The organism is Mycobacterium sp., assembly GCF_035506235.1.
Lineage (GTDB): Bacteria > Actinomycetota > Actinomycetes > Mycobacteriales > Mycobacteriaceae > Mycobacterium.
In genome coordinates this window covers 1-18,362 of sequence record NZ_DATJPU010000026.1, presented here as the reverse complement: position 1 = coordinate 18,362, position 18,362 = coordinate 1, and the positions used below count along the sequence as shown (strand labels likewise).

Here is an 18,362-nt window from a genome sequence, read left to right as displayed (position 1 = left end):
CCGACGTTGTCTTCTGGCGATAACTCCGGCGAGCGGCTTTGTCGATTCGCGACTGTGTCACGAGGCACACCGGGCCTAACGTTGTCGCCACGCTTACTCCCGACGCCAAAAGGAGCGAAGGAAATGGGATTCACACAACCGGTTCTCGCCGCTGTCGACCCGGACAGCTTCCTGCAGAAGCCACTGATGGAGCGGATGCGGATCCTCGCCCTCGATTGGGCCGAAAAGGGCTTCGGTTCACCGAAAATGGTGCACACCATCTACATCCTGAAGTTGGTCGTGTTCTTCGCGATCGGCGGCATCACGGTCGCTACGGCGACCTCGGGGCTACCGGCCTTCTGGCACGTCACCGAGTGGTGGAACCAACCGATCGTCTACCAGAAGGTAATCCTGTGGACGGTGCTGCTGGAGGCCATCGGCGTGGCCGGCTCCTGGGGTCCGCTGGCCGGCAAGGTCAAGCCGATGACCGGAGGCATCCTGTTCTGGGCCCGGCCGGGCACCATCCGGCTGCGGCCGTGGAAGTGGGTGCCGTTCACGGCAGGTGACCGGCGGACCTGGTTCGACATCGGGGCGTACCTGGCGCTGTTGGTCAGCCTGGCCGTCGCGCTGCTGTCGCCGGGTGTGCACAGCGACTCGCTGTCAAAGGCCTTGCCCCACAACACGTCCGGGCTCGTGAACCCCGCACTGCTCGTCGCGCCGATCGCGCTGCTGGTGCTGATCGGCCTGCGCGACAAGACCATTTTCCTGGCCGCCCGCGGGGAGCAGTACCTGCCGGTCTTCGTCATCTTCGCCGTGTTGCCGTTCGTGAACATGATCATCGCGTTGAAGATGATGATCGTGGTGGTGTGGATCGGCGCCGGCTTCTCGAAGTTCGGCAAGCATTTTTCCAACGTCATCCCGCCGATGGTCAGCAACACGATTTACCTGCCCACCCGGGTGCGCCGGGCGCACTACCGCGACTTCGGGCGCGACATGCGGCCGTCACATCTGGCGGGTTTCATGGCCCACGTCAACGGCACCACCGTCGAGATCGTGGCTCCGCTGGTCTTGTTGTTCTCCACCAACAAGTGGCTGACGCTGGCCGCGGCGCTGCTGATGGTGGGGTTCCACCTGTTCATCATCTCCACCTTCCCGCTGGCGGTGCCGCTGGAATGGAACGTCGTGTTCGCCTACGCCGCCGTCTTCCTGTTCCTCGGCTTCCCGAACTGGGATGGGTACGCCCCGTGGAACATGACTCCGCCGTGGCTGGCGCTGATCATCGCCGCGGCCCTGCTGTTCTACCCGGTGCTGGGCAACCTGCGGCCCGACAAGGTGTCCTTCCTGCCGTCGATGCGGCAGTACGCGGGCAACTGGGCCTCGGCGTTGTGGACGTTCGCGCCCGGTGCCGAGCGGAAGCTGGACCGGGTCACCCGCACCGCGTCCAACCAGATCGACCAGTTCATCGCGGCCGGCTACGAGCCCGCCTGGGCGGAGATCACCCTGCAGAAGGCGGCCGCGTGGCGGAGCATGCACAGCCAGGGGCGTGGCCTGTTCTCGCTGCTGCTGACGCATCTGCCCGACATCGACACCCGCGCCGTGCGCGAGGGCGAGTTCGTGTGCAATTCCCTGATCGGCTTCAATTTCGGCGATGGGCACCTGCACAATGAAGACTTGATCCGTGCCGTGCAGAGCGAAGCAGCGTTCGAGCCGGGCGAGTGCGTCATCGCCTGGGTCGAGTCGGAGGCTTTCGGCAGCGGCGTGCAGCACTACAAGCTGATCGACGCGGCCCTCGGAGTGCTCGAGCGCGGTACGTGGAATGTGGCCGACGCGGTCGCCGAGCAACCTTGGCTGCCCAACGGCCCCATCCCCACCCGGGTGACCTGGTCGCTGCGGGACACCTCACCGGCACACCAACCGCGCGGTCAGGCGGCACTGGCATGACGACGACCGCAGTGGTGGTGGGCGGCGGCCCCAACGGGCTCGCCGCCGCCATCTGCCTGGCCGCGGAAGGCGTGCAGGTCACCGTGCTCGAGGCCGCCGACGAGGTGGGCGGCGGCGCCCGCAGCGGCGAGGCGATCGTGCCGGGCCTTCTGCACGACCACTGCTCGGCCATCCACCCGATGGCGGTCGGGTCGCCGTTCCTGAGCCGCTTCGACCTGCAGCGGTACGGTCTGTCGTGGCGCTGGCCGGAGGTCGACTGCGTCCACCCCCTGGACGACGGCAGCGCCGGCGTGCTGTACCGCTCGGTGGACGCGACCGCCGCCCGCCTGGGTCGCGACGGACGGCGGTGGCGGGCTGCCTTCGGTTACCCCGCCGCGCGGTTCGACGCCCTGAGTGAGGACATCATGGGGCCGTTGTTGCGGCCGCCGCACCACCCGCTGATGCTGGCCCGGTTCGGCGCGCCGACCGTGCTGCCCGCGTCCGCGTTCGCACGGCTCTTCCGCACCGCACAGGGTCGGGCGTTGTTCGGGGGCGTCGCTGCCCATGCATTTCGGCCGCTGCACTACCCGATGACCTCGGCCATCGGGATGGGCATCATCGCGGCCGGCCACCGGCACGGCTGGGCAGTGGCCGAGGGCGGGTCGCAGTCGATCACCAACGCGATGGTGGCACTGCTGGGCGATCTCGGCGGCAAGGTCGAGACCGGCGTCCGGGTCAGGGCGGCATCGCAGCTACCGCCGGCGGGCGTCACGATGTTCGACCTGGCGCCGGGCGCGGTCGCCACGATCCTGGGTGACCGCCTGCCACGCCGAATCTCCCGCGCCTTCAACCGTTTTCGCCGGGGCCCCGGTGCGTTCAAGGTCGACTTCGCCGTCGAGGGCGGTGTGCCGTGGACGAACCCGGACGCCCACCGGGCGGGCACGGTGCACCTGGCCGGAACCTATTCAGAACTCGCCGCCACCGAACGGGACATCCACGCCGGGCGCATGCCGGAGCGGCCGTTCGTGCTGGTCGGACAGCAGTACCTGGCGGATCCGCAACGGTCGGTCGGAAACATCCACCCGGTGTGGAGCTACGCGCACGTGCCCAACGGCTATGCCGGCGACGCGACCGAGGCGATCATCGCGCAGATCGAGCGCTTCGCCCCGGGTTTCCGCGACCGCATCGTCGGTTACGAGGTCCGCTCGACGACGCAGATGGAGACCTACAACCCCAACTATGTTGGCGGCGACATCATGACCGGCGCCAAGGACATTCGCCAGTTGACGTTCGGGCCGCGAATCACGTTGTCCCCGTATACCCTTGGCGTACCCGGAATGTACATTTGCTCGGCCGCCACCCCGCCGGGACCCGGCGCCCACGGCATGTGCGGCGCCAACGCCGCCGCGCAGGCCCTCGGCCACCTCAACGCTGTGGCCTGATTACCGCTCCGTCGAGCGGAGCCGCCTCCGACCAGTCCGGCTTCTGAACGGGCTCCGACCTGGTGATCGATGGGAGATTCGTCGCCTCGCTGTCGTGAACGGCCCCTCATCGCCAGGCGACAAACGCGGCGGCATTCTTCGTCGACCCGCGACGATGGAATCGCCGAGACGAAATATTAATGTTTATAAGGTATTTCGCTCCTCTCAACGAAGGGACCCTTCCCATGGCAGCGCTCGGCAACCCGGCGTTCGAATTGTTCAAGCTTCCCGACGAGCACGATGAGCTGCGCGCCGTCTTGCGGGACATCTGCGAGACGGAGATCGCCCCCTACGCGGCCGACGTCGATGAGCAGGCGCGGTTTCCGGAGGAGGCGCTCAAAGTCTTGAACGACACCGGCTTTTCGGCGGTGCACGTCCCCGAGGCGTATGGAGGGCAGGGCGCGGACTCGGTCGCGACCTGCATTGTGATGGAAGAAGTTGCACGCGTGTGCGTGTCGTCGTCGCTCATTCCCGGAGTCAACAAGCTGGGCACCATCGGTCTCATCCTGAACGGCTCGGAGGAATTGAAGAAGCAGGTGTTGCCGACGCTGGCAGCGGGCGACGCGATGGCGTCGTACGCACTTTCCGAGCGCGAGGCCGGGAGCGACCCGGCGTCGATGCGCACCCGTGCCCGCGCCGACGGCGACGAGTGGGTGCTCAACGGCGCCAAGTGCTGGATCACCAACGGCGGCAAGTCAACCTGGTACACCGTCATGGCGGTGACCGACCCAGACAAGGGTGCGAACGGAATTTCGGCCTTCATCGTGCACAAGGACGATCCCGGCTTCACCGTCGGCCCCGCCGAGCGCAAGATGGGCATCAAGGGCTCACCGACCACCGAGCTCTACTTCGAGGACTGCCGGATTCCCGGCGACCGGATCATCGGCGAGCCAGGAACCGGCTTGACGACGGCGTTCGCCAGCCTTGACCACACCCGCCCGACGATCGGCGCGCAGGCCGTGGGTATCGCCCAAGGCGCCCTGGATGTCGCGATCGCATACACGAAGGAGCGCAAGCAGTTTCGCCGGGCCGTCAGCGACTTCCAAGGTGTGCGGTTCATGCTTGCGGACATGGCCATGCGGGTGGAGGCCGCGCGGCTGATGGTCTATACGGCCGCCGCACGCGCGGAGCGCGGCGAGAAGGGATTGGGATTCATTTCGTCGGCCGCCAAATGCTTCGCCTCTGACGTGGCCATGGAAGTCACCACCAACGCCGTGCAATTGTTCGGCGGCGCCGGCTACACCCGCGACTTCCCGGTCGAACGCATGATGCGCGATGCCAAGATCACCCAGATCTACGAGGGCACCAACCAGATTCAGCGCGTCGTGATGGCGCGCGCACTGCTGGCGTGACGCTTCGCCAACATTGTGCCGGGTCTTGCGCACCTGTAGTCAATGACTACAGGTGCGCCACATGAAGCACCACAGGAGCCTTCGATAGGCACGTAGATTTCGCAGTGCGGTTACGCCGGTGTGCCGGGCGGATAGGTGTAAAAGCCCTCGCCGGTCTTGACCCCGAGCTTGCCCGCATCGACATAGCTCTGCAGCAACTCGCGCACGTGTACCGGTAGGTGGGGGAACTCTTCGGCGTAGTGGTTTTCGATGTCCAGCACGACGTCGAGTCCGACCAGGTCCATCATCTGAAACGGCCCGGCGGGCACTCCCCAGTTGACCTTGAACATCCCGTCGACGTCCTCCGGCCGGGCGATGCCCTCGGCGACCACGGCCAGCGACTCGCGCTTGACGGCCGCCCAGATCCGATTGAAGATGAAGCCGGTGCACTCCTGGCGCGCCTCGAAGGGATAGACGCCGAATTCGGGCAGCACCGTCAGCAGCGTGTCGAGCAGCCCGCGGTCGGTCTGACCGTCGGACATCAGGTCGACGGCGTTGGCCTGCGGCGGCATGTAGAAGTGTGTGTTGCAGAAGCGCGTCTTGTCCCGCACGCTCCCCGCCATCAGGCGCGACGGGTACGACGACGAATTGGTGCCGAAGATCGTGTCGGGCGGCGCCGCTTGGTCGATCTGGTCCCACGTCGCCCTCTTGATTTCCAGCTTCTCCGGGACGGATTCAACGACGAGCCAGGCGTCGTCCAACGCCTCTTCGAGCGACCCCGCGCCGATCGCGCCACCCACGTCACCAAAGCCCCGCTCGGCCACCACCTTCGGCAGCGTCTCGGTCACGTATTCGACCGCGGAGGCACGCTGTTCGGCGCGGGGCGCGAAGATCCGGACGGTTCCCCCGCGGCTGGCGAACATCAGCGCTATGCGGCGGCCCAGCGTGCCCGCGCCGATCACCGCGACCGGGCGGTTCTGGATGTCCTCGAACGTGTAGATGTACGTGCCAGTCACACAGAAATGCTAAGTCAAGCCGCCGCGACCGCGTCCGTCGTTCACCGACAAAGTTGGCCAGACAATTGTCGGCGGCGGACAACACGGCACCCTCGTCTGCGACATTTCTGGTCGCTAGTAGAGGTCAACGGTCTCCCGGTGAGATAGTGAACTTGATGACCGACGTCGATCAGCATGCGTCGCATCGGGATCGGGTCCCTGACATTCCCGCGGAACTGCGCGACGCGGGCTTCGAAGATGCAGCCGAAATCGGGCGGGGCGGCTTCGGTGTCGTGTATCGCTGTAAGCAGCCGCTGCTCGACCGCGCGGTCGCCGTCAAGGTGTTGACGGCCCATCTCGATCCGGAAAATCTCGACCGCTTCTTGCGTGAACAGCATGCGATGGGCCGACTGTCCGGGCACCCCAACATCGTGACCATATTGCAGGTCGGCACCACGGCGACGGCCCGGCCGTTCATCGTGATGCCATACCACGCGAAGAACTCACTAGAGGCGCTGATCCATCGGCACGGCCCGCTGGATTGGCGCGAGACGCTGCGCGTCGGCGTGAAGGTCGCGGGTGCGCTCGAAGCCGCCCACGCAGCGGGCGTCCTGCATCGCGACGTCAAACCGGGCAACATCCTGCTGAACGAGTACGGCGAACCGGAGCTCACCGACTTCGGTATCGCCAGGATCGCCGGGGGCTTTCAGACGGCGACCGGAGTAATCACCGGTTCGCCGGCGTTTACCGCGCCGGAAGTGCTCGAGGGCAAACCGCCCACACCGGCATCGGACGTTTACTCGCTCGGCGCGACGCTGTTCTGCGCGCTGACCGGCCATGCCGCATTCGAGCGCCGCAAGGGCGAGAAGGTGGTCGCTCAGTTCCTGCGGATCACATCGCAACCGACACCGGATCTGCGCGAGCATGGACTTCCCGCTGACGTGGCGGCAGTCATCGAACGGGCCATGTCCCGGGATCCCGCCGCGCGTCCGGCGAGCGCAGCGGTGTTCGGCGAGGAGTTGCGCGAGATTCAGCGCGCTCGCGGTGTGGCCGTCGACGACATGGCGCGTCCCGTCGAGTTGGGCGTGGAGCGCCGGACGTCGCCGGCGCCGGCGTCACGGGTTCGGCGAGATACCCAGGCAACGCCGACACCACCGACTCCCGCGACGAAGTACCGACCGTCGGTCCCGACCCGATCGCTGGTCGCCCGCCACCGGCTGATCGACATTCTGCGGGCGGGCGGGCGGCGACGCTTCATCTTCATCCAGGCGCCGTCCGGCTTCGGCAAGAGCACGCTCGCATTCCAGTGGCTACAGGAACTTTCGCGCGACGGCGTCGCGGTTGGCTGGCTCACCATCGACGACGACGACAACAACGTGGTGTGGTTTTTGGCGCATCTCCTCGAGTTGATCCGGCGGGTACGGCCCGCGCTCGCGGCGTCTCTGGGGCAGGCGCTCGACGAGCACGGCGACGACGCCGCCCGCTACGTCCTCACCGCTCTCATCGACGAGATTCACGCAAGAGACCACAAGATGGCGGTGATCATCGACGACTGGCACCGGGTGTCGGATTCCGAGACCACCGCCGCCCTCGGATTTCTGCTCGAGCACGGATGCCATCACCTGCAAGTCGTCGTCACGAGTTGGTCGCGCGCCGGACTTCCGTTGAGTAAGTTGCGGATCCGTGACGAAGTAGTGGAAATAGACTGTGAATCATTACGTTTCGACGCCGACGAGGCGCGTTCGTTGCTGAACGATGTCGGCGGTTTGCAGCTATCCGAAGACGAAATCGAGGCGTTGAACAGGTCGACCGAGGGCTGGGCCGCCGCACTGCAGCTCGCAGCGCTTTCCCTGCGTGGCGGCGCAGACGCCACCCGGCTGGCGAGCCGACTATCCGGCGCCAACGAAATGATCGGCGAATTCCTCGCCGAAAATGTGCTGGACACTCTGGAACCGGAGATGGCCGAGTTCCTCCTGGCAACATCGATCACGGAACGGACCTGCGGCGGGCTGGCCTCCGCGCTGGCCGAAGTGCCGCGCGGACAGGCCATGCTGGAGGAGATCGAGCAGCGTGGGTTGTTCCTGCAACGCAGCGACGACGACCCCGGCTGGTTTCTTTACCACCATATCTTCGGGGAGTTTTTGCGCCGCCGGCTCGAACGGGACCGTCCGGACCGGGTCGAACCACTGCACCGCGCCGCGTCCATCTGGTTCGCTGATCACGGCTACCTCAGCGAAGCCGTCGACCATGCGCTGGCTTCGGGTGACGCCGCCCGCGCGGTTGACATCGTCGAGCAGGACGAGACGAAACTGCTCGAGCAGTCGAAGATGACGACCTTGCTAGGAATCGTCAAGAAGCTGCCCGCACAAATGGTCGTTGCGCGGCCGCGGCTCCAACTCACCGTGGCCTGGGCGAATATTTTGTTGCAGCACCCGGCGCCGACGTACGCCGCGCTGAATCGATTCGAGGCGGCGATCGCCCGCGCTGACCTCTCGGCCGCCATGCGGGCAGATCTGCGCGCGGAGGCCGACGTGGTCCGTGGAGTCGCCGAGATATTCGCCGACCGCGTGGACGCCGTCGATGACCTGGTCGCCGTTGCTTTATCCAAGCCGGACACTTTCCATCCGCGGGTGGCGGGGGTGGCCCATAACGTCGCGGCGTTCGCGGCGATCTACCGCTTTGACTTCCACGCGGCACACGCCCTGCTCGAGTCGGCGACCCCCTACCAAGAGTTGCTTGGCCCGTTCGCCGGCGTCTATTCGCGCTGCTTCGCCGGCATCGCCTACCGATACCAACTCAACATCCCAGCCGCTCTGCAGCAATTCAGAGAAGCATACGCGTCGGGCGCAGGGGTGGGGCCGCACTCACACGCCGCCCGTCTTTCCGGTGCGCTGCTCGGCGAAACGCTCTACGAGACAGGAGATTTGGCCGAGGCCACGCGTCTTTTGGACGAAAGCATTCAACTCGGTTCCGAGGGCGGTGGGGTAGACTACCTGGCGGCGCGGTACGTGGGCGGTGCCAGAATCAGGGCGGCGCAGGGGGATCGCGACGCTGCGGTCGAGCGCCTCACCGATGGTGCGGCGGTGGCGGAGTGGCTGCGGCTACCGCGGCTGGCGGCCGCTATAAACAATGAGCGGGTCCGGCTGGGCATCGAGATAGAGCCGGCGGTCGCAGCCCGGTTGCGAGCCGCCCGCACTATTCCTCACCACGATGGAATCGCCACTATCACAGCCGAACTGGACGAGGATTCCGGAATCCGGTTGTTGGCGGTGAGCGACTCGGCCGCCGACCGGGAGCAGGCGTGCCGTCGCGCCGCCGACCTGGTCGCCGGAATCGACGGTGAGCGAAGGCCATTGGCGGCGCTGATCGCACAACTGCTGCGTGCGGAAACGTTTGTGGCCGCGAGCAAACGAGCTGACGCGGACGCCGTGCTGCCGGATGTGGTGGCCCGCTGCGAGAAGCTCGGGCTGTCGCGGTTGCTCGTGGACGCCGGCCTCCCCGGCGCTAATCGAATTCGATGATGCCGCTGATGTTTCGGCCGTCCCGCATGTCGGCGACGCCATCGTCGATCTCCTTGAGCCGGTAGCGCCGCGTCGCCAGTTCGTCGAGTTTCAGCCTGCCGCTCTGATCGGCGTTGGCGATGACGGTGGATTGCTGTCATTGCCGGAGTGCCCTCCGGCTCAGCGAGGTGTCAAGAGGCTACGCATCACCGCTGACTGGCGGCGGTGCGGCCTAAAGAAGCTTCGCCTGTTCGGGCTCCCGTTCGACCGGTTCGATCAGCTCCGGCCCGTTGTTGCGCACGTTGTTGACCAGGGTCGACACCTCGCGCATCCGCATGCCGTGCACGTCGGGCGTCCGGGCCAGCAGCTCCTCGTCGACTGGGGCGTCCGGGTTCAGCCAGCGGTCCCAGTCGCGTTCCGGCACCACTAGCGGCATCCGGTCGTGGATCTCGGCGAACTCCCCCGGGGCGTCGGTGGTGATGATCGTGCAACTCAGCAGCGGCGCCGCATCTTTCCGGTCTTTGGGGCCTCTCCACACCGACCAGAGCCCCGCCGTGAACAGCGGCTCGCCATCCTCGCGGTACATGAAGAACGGCGTCTTGCGGGACTTCTTGCCGTCGCGGTCGGGATTCACGCGCCATTCGTAGTAGCCGTCCATCGGTATCAGGCAACGCTTGGACTTGGCGCTCGAGCGGAAGGCGGGCGAGCTGGTGACCTTGTCGGCGCGGGCGTTGATCAGCAGCGGCCCCTTGCCCTCCGGCGCCCCGTCCGCGCCGGCCTTGGCCCAGGGCGGGATCAGGCCCCAGCGCATGAGCCGGACGCGGCGGGTGGGGTCGTCGTCGGGCTCGGTATGCCGGGTGACCACGGTCGCGATGGTCGCGGTCGGCGCCACGTTGAAGTTCGGCGCGCCGGCGTTGGGCGCGGTGCCGGTCGCCTCGTCGATCGCCTTGATTTTCTCGGCCAGCTTGGCGGGATCCGTCGTGACCGCAAAACGTCCGCACATGCCTCCATGGTGCCCAATACCCAAGACGCCCGCCGACACGGCAGGATGAAGCACGTGAGCAGCAGCGATTCACCGAAGGCCTGGACGGCCCCGCACGCGACCGCACCGGTGCACGCGACCGTGACCGTCCCGGGCTCGAAGTCGCAGACCAACCGCGCACTGGTGCTGGCCGGGCTGGCCGCCGCGCAGGGCCATGGCGCCTCCACCATTAGTGGGGCGCTGCGCAGCCGGGACACCGACCTGATGATCGGGGCCCTGCGCACCCTGGGCCTGCGCGTCGAGGGGGCCGGATCCGAGCTGACGGTCAGCGGGCGGATCTCACCCGGCCCCGACGCCACAGTGGATTGCGGCCTGGCCGGCACGGTCCTGCGGTTCGTTCCACCGCTGGCGGCCCTGGCCGATTCCGTGGTGGAGTTCGACGGCGACGAGCAGGCCCGGGCCCGGCCCATCGCCCCGCTGCTGGATGCGCTGCGCAGCCTGGGCGTCAAGATCGACGGGACCGGTCTCCCGTTCCGGGTCCACGGCAGCGGATCGGTCGCCGGCGGCGCCGTGGCCATCGACGCCTCGGCGTCATCGCAGTTCGTGTCGGGCCTGCTGCTGTGCGCGCCATCGTTCACCGAGGGCCTGACGGTCCAACACACCGGGCCGGAGGTGCCGTCTGCGCCGCACATCGCGATGACGACGGTGATGCTGCGGCAGGCCGGCGCCGACGTGGACGACTCCGTCCCGAATCGCTGGCGGGTGCGCGCCGGCGCGGTCGCGGCCCGGCACTGGGACGTCGAACCGGACCTGACCAACGCCGTCCCGTTCCTGGCGGCGGCCGTGGTCACCGGCGGAACGGTGCGCATCACCGGCTGGCCGGTGACCAGCGTCCAGCCCGCCGACAACATCCTGAGCGTGCTGGGCGCGATGAATGCCGTTGTGCGGCAGACTGATTCGTCCCTCGAGGTGAGCGGATCGGCCGACCACCACGGCTACTCGGGCTTTGATGTCGACCTGCGCGCCGTCGGCGAGCTGACACCGTCGGTGGCCGCGCTGGCCGCGCTGGCCACCCCCGGCTCGGTGTCACACCTCTCCGGCATCGCGCACCTGCGGGGCCACGAGACCGATCGGCTCGCCGCGCTGAGCACCGAGATCAACCGCCTGGGCGGCGACTGCACCGAAACGCCCGACGGCCTGGTGATCACCGCCACGCCGCTGCGACCGGGCACTTGGCGCGCGTACGCCGACCACCGGATGGCGATGGCCGGCGCGATCGTCGGGTTGCGAGTGGCCGGGGTCGAGGTGGACGACATCGGCGCCACCAGCAAGACGCTGCCGGAGTTTCCGCGGCTGTGGGCGCGCATGTTGGAGCCCGGCATGTGAGGCCCGGCGACTACGACGAGTCCGACGTCAAGGTCCGTTCGGGCAGGGGTTCGCGACCGCGCACCAAGACGCGCCCCGAGCACGCCGACGCCGAGGCGGCGATGGTGGTCAGCGTCGACCGCGGACGCTGGGGGTGCGTGCTGGGCGGCCGCCCCGATCGCCGGGTGACCGCCATGCGGGCGCGTGAGCTGGGCCGCACCCCCATCGTCGTCGGCGACGACGTCGACCTGGTGGGCGACCTGTCCGGGCGGACGGACACCCTGGCCCGCATCGTGCGCCGCGGCGAGCGGCGAACGGTGTTGCGGCGCACCGCCGATGACACCGATCCCACCGAGCGGGTGGTGGTCGCCAACGCCGACCAACTGCTGATCGTGGTGGCGCTCGCCGACCCGCCGCCGCGCACCGGGCTGGTCGACCGGGCGCTGATCGCCGCCTATGCCGGCGGCCTGACCCCGATCCTGTGCCTGACCAAGACCGATCTCGCGCCGCAGGAACCGTTCGCCGAGCAGTTCGTGGACCTGGACCTGACGGTGGTCGCCGCCGGCGTCGACGACCCCCTGCTGGCGGTGGCCGACTTGCTCGCCGGCAAGATCACCGTGCTGCTGGGCCATTCCGGGGTCGGCAAGTCGACGTTGGTGAATCGCCTTGTGCCGGAGGCGGATCGGGCCGTCGGGGAGGTGACGGAGATCGGCAGGGGGCGGCACACCTCGACCCAGTCGGTGGCTTTTCCTTTAGGGGGCCCCCTGGAAGGATCCGGCTGGGTGATCGACACCCCGGGAATCCGCTCCTTCGGGCTGGCCCACATCAAGCCCGACGACGTGCTGCAGGCCTTCTCGGATCTGGCCGAGGCGATTCGCGACTGCCCCCGCGGATGCGGGCACATGGGTCCGCCGGCCGACCCCGAATGCGCGCTGGACGCGCTGTCCGGGCCCGCCGCCCGCCGCGTCGCCGCGGCGCGCCGGCTGCTCGCGGTGCTGCGCGAGCAGTGACGGGTCCGCCGAGCGTGCGTGTCTCCACCGAGACACGCCGGGTAGGGCGTACATTTGCGCACCCTCGCGCCGACCCGACGAGCCGCGTCGCCGCGGGCATGCGGCTGCTGACGTTTGCTGCGCGAGAGCTAAGCGGCGAAGCGCGGTGCACCTACACACCTTGCCATGCGGATCTGCATGATAGGATGCAGAGATGCCTAAGACGGTCCAGATCCGCGACATCGACGACGAGGTGTACGCAGCCCTGGTGCGCCGTGGAGCGGAAGAAGGGATAACGGTTCCCGAGCTGTTGCGCCGCGAGGCTGCTCGGCTGGCGGCGCGGCCGTCGGTCGCGCAGTGGCTGGCCCGCACCGGCCGCAGGCCCTCGGCGATATCCACGGCCGAGGTGCTGGCGACGTTGGACGAGTGGCGCGGCGAGTGGCCAGATGCTGATCGTTGATGCATCGTGCCTGTTCGAAGTGGTCGCGGACACACCCAGGTCGAGTGAGGTCGCGGCTCGCTTAGCCGCAGACATCGACCAGTTGGCGCCGCACGTGATCGACGTTGAAGTAATGGGCGTGATCCGCGCTCAGCACCTGCGCGGGCGGTTGGACCACACGGCCGCCGGGCAGGCGATAGCTGATCTGCGGGACTGGCCCGGGGAGCGAATTGGGCACCGCTCGTTGCTGGATCGGTCCTGGCAACTGCGCGACTCAGTACGGGGATGGGACGCATTTTACGTCGCATTGGCGGAGGCGTTCGATGCGACGCTGCTGACGCTGGACGCGCGACTTGCGCGCGCGCACGGGCCGAGTTGCCGGATAGAGGTCCTCGGTCGCTGATGCCGCACCGCTCGGACCATCCGACGCCGCATCCGCGTAGTGCCCCGCACGGTGCAAGCACATCTCACGCACGTCGACACCAAACTCGGCCTCACGCCCCGGGTGCAACTGGCGCAAGAGGCGAGTCGTCGCGGTTGAGCGCGTGCTCAGCCAGACTTGGCCAGGCGCATGCCCAGCTCGCCGGGCGGCACCAGATGCCCCTCGGCACAGCGGATTTCGACGCCCGCCTCGGCGCCGCAGCCCAGGTGGGCGAGCCGCAGGCGGTTGCGGCCCGGCAAATGGCGCCGGCCCCACTCGAACATCGACCAGACCACCGGCATGAAATCGACACCGGCCTCGGTGAGCACGTACTCCTCGCGGCCGCGCTGCCCGGGCTCGCGGTAGGGCCGCCGCTCCAACAGGCCGAGGTCGACGAGTTCGGCCAACCGCGCCGACGTGGCCGCCTTGGTGATGCCGACCCGGCGGGCGAAGTCATCGAACCGGGTGGTGCCGTAATAGGCCTCGCGCATGATCAGCATCGCGGACTTGGTGCCGACCACCGCCATCGTCTTCTCAATCGCGCATTCACCGACCGCCGACCACTTCTCGCGGTCCGCGAGCGCGCCCTGAAGAAATGTCACGCAGATCACCTCCCGGTCTGGGTTGATTTTAGTGTACCTAGATGTTTACCTGGGTACAGCTAGTGATACCTAGCATTGGACTCAAGGAGGAGCCATGGTTCAAGGTCGCGACGCCGTCATCGTCGGTGCCGTCCGCACCCCGATCGGCAAGGGCAAGGCCAGCGGCGCGCTGCACGGCGTGCTGCCCGCCGACCTGCTGGCGCACAGCCTGCGCGAACTGGTGGCCCGGGCCGGCGTCGACCCGGCGCAGATCGACGACGTCATCGCCGGAGCCGTCACCCAGGTCGGCGACCAAGCCGTCAACATCGCGCGCAACGCGTTGTTGGGAGCGGGATTCCCCGAGTCCGTTCCCGGGACCACCGTCGACCGGCAGTGTGGCAGCAGCCAGCAGGCGATCAGCTTCGCCGCCCAGGGGGTCCTCGCCGGCGCCTACGACCTGGTCATCGCCGGTGGCGTGGAGTCGATGAGCCGGGTCCCGATGGGCACCTCGGTGCTGCCGGGCTCCAACCCGTTCGGCGAGGACATGACGCGGCGCTACCCCGAAGGCCTGGTGCCGCAGGGCATCAGCGCCGAACTGATCGCCGCCAGGTGGGGCTTTTCGCGCACCCAGCTCGACGAGTTCTCGGCCGGCAGCCACGACAAGGCCGCCCGCGCCACCAAGGACGGCCTGTTCGACAACGAGCTGATCCCGATCGCCGGGCTGGCCGCCGACGAGATCATCCGACCGGGCACGACGGTGGAGACGCTGGCGGGGTTGCAGCCCTCGTTTTACAGCGAGGCGGCCAAAGAGCGCTTCCCGCAGATCAATTGGTCGATCACCGCCGGCAACTCCTCGCCGCTGTCCGATGGCAGCGCCGCGGTCCTGATCACCACGAGCGAGACCGCCAAGAGGCTGGGCCTGCGCCCGCTGGCGCGGATTCACACGACGACGGTGGTAGGCTCCGACCCGCTCTACATGCTGACCGGGGTCATCCCCGCGACCGAGAAGGTGCTGCGTCGCGCCGGGCTGACGCTGGCCGACATCGACCTGTTCGAGGTGAACGAGGCGTTCGCGCCCGTCGTCCTCGCCTGGGCGCACGACACCGGCGCCGATTTGGCCAAGACCAACGTCAACGGCGGCGCCATCGCGATCGGACATCCGTTGGGAGCCAGTGGCGCCCGCATCATGACGACGCTGGTCAATGCACTGGAGCAGCGGGGTGGCCGCTATGGGCTGCAGACGATATGCGAGGGCGGCGGGATGGCCAACGCCACCATCATCGAGCGACTCAGCTAAGCACTTTCCCACTGATCGAGGCTTGATTGAACCGCCGCTTAGCCGTCTAGCGCCCTATGCTGGTGAACTGGGGCCTCGGGGGCCCGCAAGGGCGGAGGTCGGGTGACCGCAGCGACTGAGTGCAGCACGTGTGGCACTGCGTCCCTGGAACACGCCCGGTTTTGTCATGGCTGTGGCGCATCAGTCGACAACGGCGACACCCGCGCGGAATACAAGCAGGTCACGGTCCTGTTCGCCGACGTGGTGCATTCGATGGACATCGCGGCTGCCGTAGGGTCGGAGCGGCTGCGCGAGATCATGATTGAGCTGGCCGACTGCTGTGCGACGGTGGCGCGCCGGTATGGCAGCACGGTCGCCCAGTTCACCGGCGACGGGATCATGGCGGTGTTCGGCGCGCCGGTGGCGTTGGAGGACCACGCGATCCGTGCTTGTCGTGCGGCGCTGGGCATTCACGAGGCGACCGTCAGACTGGCTGGTGAGGTCAAAGACCGCGATGGTGTGGATCTGCAGTTGCGGGTGGGACTGAACTCCGGTGAGGTGATCGCCGGGGAGATCGGTTCGCGGCCATTCGGTTACACCGCCATGGGCGAGCAAGTCGGCATGGCCCAGCGGATGGAATCGGTGGCCCCGCCGGGTGGGGTGATGCTCAGCGCCTCGACAGCGCGACTGGTTGAGGGCGCGGCAAGTCTCGGCGAATCTGAGCTGGTTGAGATCAAGGGTGCCGCCGCGCCCGTGCCCGCCCGGCGGCTGTTGGGCATGAACGACGAGCGTCGCACTACCGGGCGTGCTGAGTCGATTCTGGTCGGTCGGCAATGGGAAATGTCTGCGGTTGAGGGCTTGTTGGACCGTGCCATCCATGGGCATGGTGCGGTGGTGGGCGTGGTGGGCTCACCTGGCATCGGCAAGAGCCGCCTGGTGCGCGAGGTGGCGGCAATGGCAGCGGCCAAGGGGGTCGAGGTGTTCAGCGCCTTCTGCGAGTCGCACACCAGCCAGGTCCCCTTTCATACCGTGGCGCGGCTGCTGCGTGCGATCACCGGCATCAAGGGTCTTGACCCGCAGGCCGCCCGAGCCCGGATACGGGCGCAGTTTCCTCGCGCAGAACCAGAGGACTTGGTGCTCTTTGACGACCTCTTGGGCGCGGCCGATCCCGAAGTAGAGTTGCCCAAGGTCGACCCGGACGCCCGGCGGCGGCGGTTGACCGCACTGGTCAACGCCGCCTCCTTGGCCCGCGAAACCCCGAGGGTCTACGTCATCGAGGACGCCCATTGGATCGATGATGTCAGCGAGTCGATGCTGGCCGACTTCGTCACGGTGATCCCGCAGACCCCCTCGCTGGTGCTGGTCAGCTACCGCCCGGAGTACGACGGTGCGTTGGCTCGGGTGCACGGTGCTCAAACCCTCGCCCTTGCGCCGCTAAATGATTCAGAAACCGCCGCACTGGTCACCGAACTGCTCGGCCCCGACGCCTCGGTTGGTCCGCTGGGTCAGACCATCGCTGAGCGGGCCGCCGGGAATCCCTTTTTCGCCGAGGAGATAGTCCGCGAACTGGCCGAGCGTGGCGTACTGCGCGGGCACCGCAGCGCATACTCCCCGACAGCCGATCTGGCCGAGGTCAGCATCCCCGCCACCGTGCAAGCGACCATCGCCGCCCGCATCGACCGCCTAGACCCGGCGGCCAAACGCACCTTGTGCGCAGCAGCGGTCATCGGCTCGAAGTTCAGCCGGGACCTGTTGAAAAGGCTGGGTATTGATCCCGTCTTGGACGACCTGGTAAGCGGTGAGTTGGTCGAGCCGATCATGTTCACCGACGATCCCGCGTATGTGTTCCACCACCCGCTCATTCTCACGGTGGCCTACGAATCCCAGCTCAAATCGGATCGTACCGAGCTGCACCGGCGCGTTGCGGCCGCGATCGAGTCACATGACCCGGCAGCGGTCGAGGAGAACGCCGCACTGATCGCCGAACATCTAGAGGCCGCCGTTGACTTGGACGCCGCCTACGGCTGGCACATGCGCGCCGCAGCGTGGGCGAGAACCCGCGACCTCGGCGCGGCACGGCTGAGTTGGGAGCGAGCGTCAGAGATCGCCGACGCATTATTCGCCGATGACCCCAGTCGAGCGGCCCTGCGCATCGCGCCGCGCACCATGCTGTGCGTGACCGCCTATCGAGTCAATGACCGTACGGCAAGGGACCGCTTTGAGGAACTGCAGCAGCTGTGCGCCGCCGCCGATGACAAGCCGTCAATGGCCATCGCCATGGCAGGGCTGGTAATTTACCAGGCGTTTCAGGGCAGGGTGCGCGAGGCGTCGCAGCTGGCATCGGAATCATGGACCCTCGCCGAGTCGATCGGCGATCCGACCTTGACGGTGGGACTGTGCTTCCCCCTGATCTATGCCAAGACTCAGAGCGCCGAGTGGTCTGAGGGGCTTCGCTTGACGCAGAAGGTCATCGACCTGGCCGACGGCGACCCGGCCAAGGGCAACTTCATCATCGGATCTCCATTGGCAATTGCGCTGGCGGCGCGTGGGACCCATCGCTATGTGCTGGGTCGTGCGGGCTGGCGCGACGACCTGTGGCATGGCCTGGCCATGGCCCGCAGCGCCGACCCGATGTCCTACATCTCGGTCGTCACCTACGTCTACCTCCCAGGAATAATCTCTGGCGCGTTGAGGCCCGACGAGTCCGCGGTGTGCGAGATCGAGGACGCCCTCCAGATTGCCGAACGATCCGGCGACGACCCCGCGTTGCGCAACGCCAAGTTGGCGCTGGGCGTTGCGCTGGTGCACCGCCCAGCGGCTGCGGATCGTGACCGCGGACACAAGCTGCTGGCCGAGATGAGCGACGCCCTCGTGCGCCGGGGATACTTGCTGGCCGAGTTACCCATCGTCAACGTGTACTTGGCACGTGAGAGGGCCAGGCATGGAGATCGTAATAGCGCCATACCGGTCATGCACGCCGCCGTCGACGACCTGGCCCGCGAGGGACGGATGCTGCAGTGGGGCATTCCAGCGACGGGTGTTCTCGTGGAGACACTGCTGGACCGCGGCGACGACGGTGACCTGGCCGAAGCCGAGGCGGCGA

At 67.5% G+C, this 18,362-nt stretch carries 13 protein-coding genes and 1 pseudogene; 11 read left to right on the top strand and 3 right to left on the bottom strand.

Annotation, left to right across the window (positions count from 1 at the left end):
- The first annotated feature begins 123 nt into the window (after positions 1 to 123).
- From VMD50_RS03245 to VMD50_RS03235, 3 genes are all read left to right on the top strand, one after another.
- Entirely contained in the window at positions 124 to 1,920 is a 1,797-nt protein-coding gene (locus tag VMD50_RS03245; RefSeq protein ID WP_325424800.1) for a DUF3556 domain-containing protein, read from the top strand.
- Positions 1,917 to 3,341, top strand: coding sequence for a phytoene desaturase family protein (locus VMD50_RS03240; RefSeq protein ID WP_325424798.1), 1,425 nt, complete (start codon positions 1,917 to 1,919; stop codon positions 3,339 to 3,341). The genes VMD50_RS03245 and VMD50_RS03240 overlap by 4 nt, the downstream gene beginning before the upstream one ends.
- Before the next feature lie 224 nt (positions 3,342 to 3,565).
- Positions 3,566 to 4,732 (top strand): acyl-CoA dehydrogenase, encoded by a 1,167-nt coding sequence (locus VMD50_RS03235; RefSeq protein ID WP_325424796.1) that lies wholly within the window; start codon positions 3,566 to 3,568, stop codon positions 4,730 to 4,732.
- Positions 4,733 to 4,842: 110 nt separating this feature from the next.
- Here the strand turns inward: VMD50_RS03235 and VMD50_RS03230 are convergent, their stop codons facing one another.
- Positions 4,843 to 5,727 carry a 3-hydroxyacyl-CoA dehydrogenase family protein gene (locus tag VMD50_RS03230; RefSeq protein WP_325424794.1) on the bottom strand — a complete coding sequence of 295 codons (885 nt, stop codon included), beginning with the start codon at positions 5,725 to 5,727 and terminating at the stop codon, positions 4,843 to 4,845.
- Positions 5,728 to 5,882: 155 nt separating this feature from the next.
- Between VMD50_RS03230 and VMD50_RS03225 the strand changes: the two genes are divergently transcribed.
- Positions 5,883 to 9,227 (top strand): protein kinase domain-containing protein, encoded by a 3,345-nt coding sequence (locus VMD50_RS03225; protein WP_325424792.1) that lies wholly within the window; start codon positions 5,883 to 5,885, stop codon positions 9,225 to 9,227.
- A 211-nt stretch (positions 9,228 to 9,438) separates the two neighbouring features.
- Here VMD50_RS03225 and VMD50_RS03220 read toward each other — a convergent pair whose 3' ends face one another.
- Positions 9,439 to 10,209, bottom strand: a complete 771-nt coding sequence (locus VMD50_RS03220; protein ID WP_325424790.1) for an SOS response-associated peptidase — start codon at positions 10,207 to 10,209, stop codon at positions 9,439 to 9,441.
- 54 nt (positions 10,210 to 10,263) lie between these two features.
- Here VMD50_RS03220 and aroA point away from each other — a divergent pair, with 54 nt between their 5' ends.
- From aroA to VMD50_RS29785, 5 genes and pseudogenes are all read left to right on the top strand, one after another.
- Positions 10,264 to 11,574 (top strand): 3-phosphoshikimate 1-carboxyvinyltransferase, encoded by a 1,311-nt coding sequence (aroA, locus tag VMD50_RS03215; protein ID WP_325424788.1) that lies wholly within the window; start codon positions 10,264 to 10,266, stop codon positions 11,572 to 11,574.
- A complete protein-coding gene (gene rsgA, locus VMD50_RS03210) occupies positions 11,571 to 12,563 on the top strand; it encodes a ribosome small subunit-dependent GTPase A (RefSeq protein ID WP_325424786.1) in 993 nt (330 codons plus the stop codon). Before aroA ends, rsgA begins: the two co-directional genes overlap by 4 nt.
- 193 nt (positions 12,564 to 12,756) lie before the next feature.
- Positions 12,757 to 13,002, top strand: a complete 246-nt coding sequence (locus VMD50_RS03205) for a hypothetical protein (RefSeq protein WP_325424784.1) — start codon at positions 12,757 to 12,759, stop codon at positions 13,000 to 13,002.
- Positions 12,989 to 13,384: a type II toxin-antitoxin system VapC family toxin gene (locus tag VMD50_RS03200; protein ID WP_325424782.1), complete on the top strand. Its 396-nt coding sequence runs from the start codon at positions 12,989 to 12,991 to the stop codon at positions 13,382 to 13,384. The genes VMD50_RS03205 and VMD50_RS03200 overlap by 14 nt, the downstream gene beginning before the upstream one ends.
- Positions 13,385 to 13,420: 36 nt before the next feature.
- Positions 13,421 to 13,522, top strand: a pseudogene (locus tag VMD50_RS29785) (response regulator transcription factor); the annotation flags it as partial.
- Positions 13,523 to 13,530: 8 nt separating this feature from the next.
- Here the strand turns inward: VMD50_RS29785 and VMD50_RS03195 are convergent.
- A complete protein-coding gene (locus tag VMD50_RS03195; RefSeq protein ID WP_325424780.1) occupies positions 13,531 to 14,004 on the bottom strand; it encodes a winged helix-turn-helix transcriptional regulator in 474 nt (157 codons plus the stop codon).
- 94 nt (positions 14,005 to 14,098) lie between these two features.
- On the opposite strand from VMD50_RS03195, the gene VMD50_RS03190 reads away from it, so the two are divergent.
- Complete coding sequence (locus VMD50_RS03190; RefSeq protein WP_325424778.1) at positions 14,099 to 15,280, top strand: thiolase family protein; 1,182 nt, start codon at positions 14,099 to 14,101, stop codon at positions 15,278 to 15,280.
- A 102-nt stretch (positions 15,281 to 15,382) separates the two neighbouring features.
- The coding region (locus tag VMD50_RS03185; protein ID WP_325424776.1) for an ATP-binding protein at positions 15,383 to 18,362 on the top strand (2,980 nt) is incomplete at its 3' end.

Bases quoted from the DNA above. Each gene is read 5' to 3' on its own strand.
- VMD50_RS03225 (WP_325424792.1), top strand. From the start codon at position 5,883: ATGACCGACGTCGATCAGCATGCGTCGCATCGGGATCGGGTCCCTGAC.
- VMD50_RS03205 (WP_325424784.1), top strand. From the start codon at position 12,757: ATGCCTAAGACGGTCCAGATCCGCGACATCGACGACGAGGTGTACGCA.
- VMD50_RS03245 (WP_325424800.1), top strand. From the start codon at position 124: ATGGGATTCACACAACCGGTTCTCGCCGCTGTCGACCCGGACAGCTTC.
- VMD50_RS03190 (WP_325424778.1), top strand. From the start codon at position 14,099: ATGGTTCAAGGTCGCGACGCCGTCATCGTCGGTGCCGTCCGCACCCCG.
- VMD50_RS03235 (WP_325424796.1), top strand. From the start codon at position 3,566: ATGGCAGCGCTCGGCAACCCGGCGTTCGAATTGTTCAAGCTTCCCGAC.
- VMD50_RS03200 (WP_325424782.1), top strand. From the start codon at position 12,989: ATGCTGATCGTTGATGCATCGTGCCTGTTCGAAGTGGTCGCGGACACA.
- VMD50_RS03240 (WP_325424798.1), top strand. From the start codon at position 1,917: ATGACGACGACCGCAGTGGTGGTGGGCGGCGGCCCCAACGGGCTCGCC.
- VMD50_RS03220 (WP_325424790.1), bottom strand. From the start codon at position 10,209: ATGTGCGGACGTTTTGCGGTCACGACGGATCCCGCCAAGCTGGCCGAG.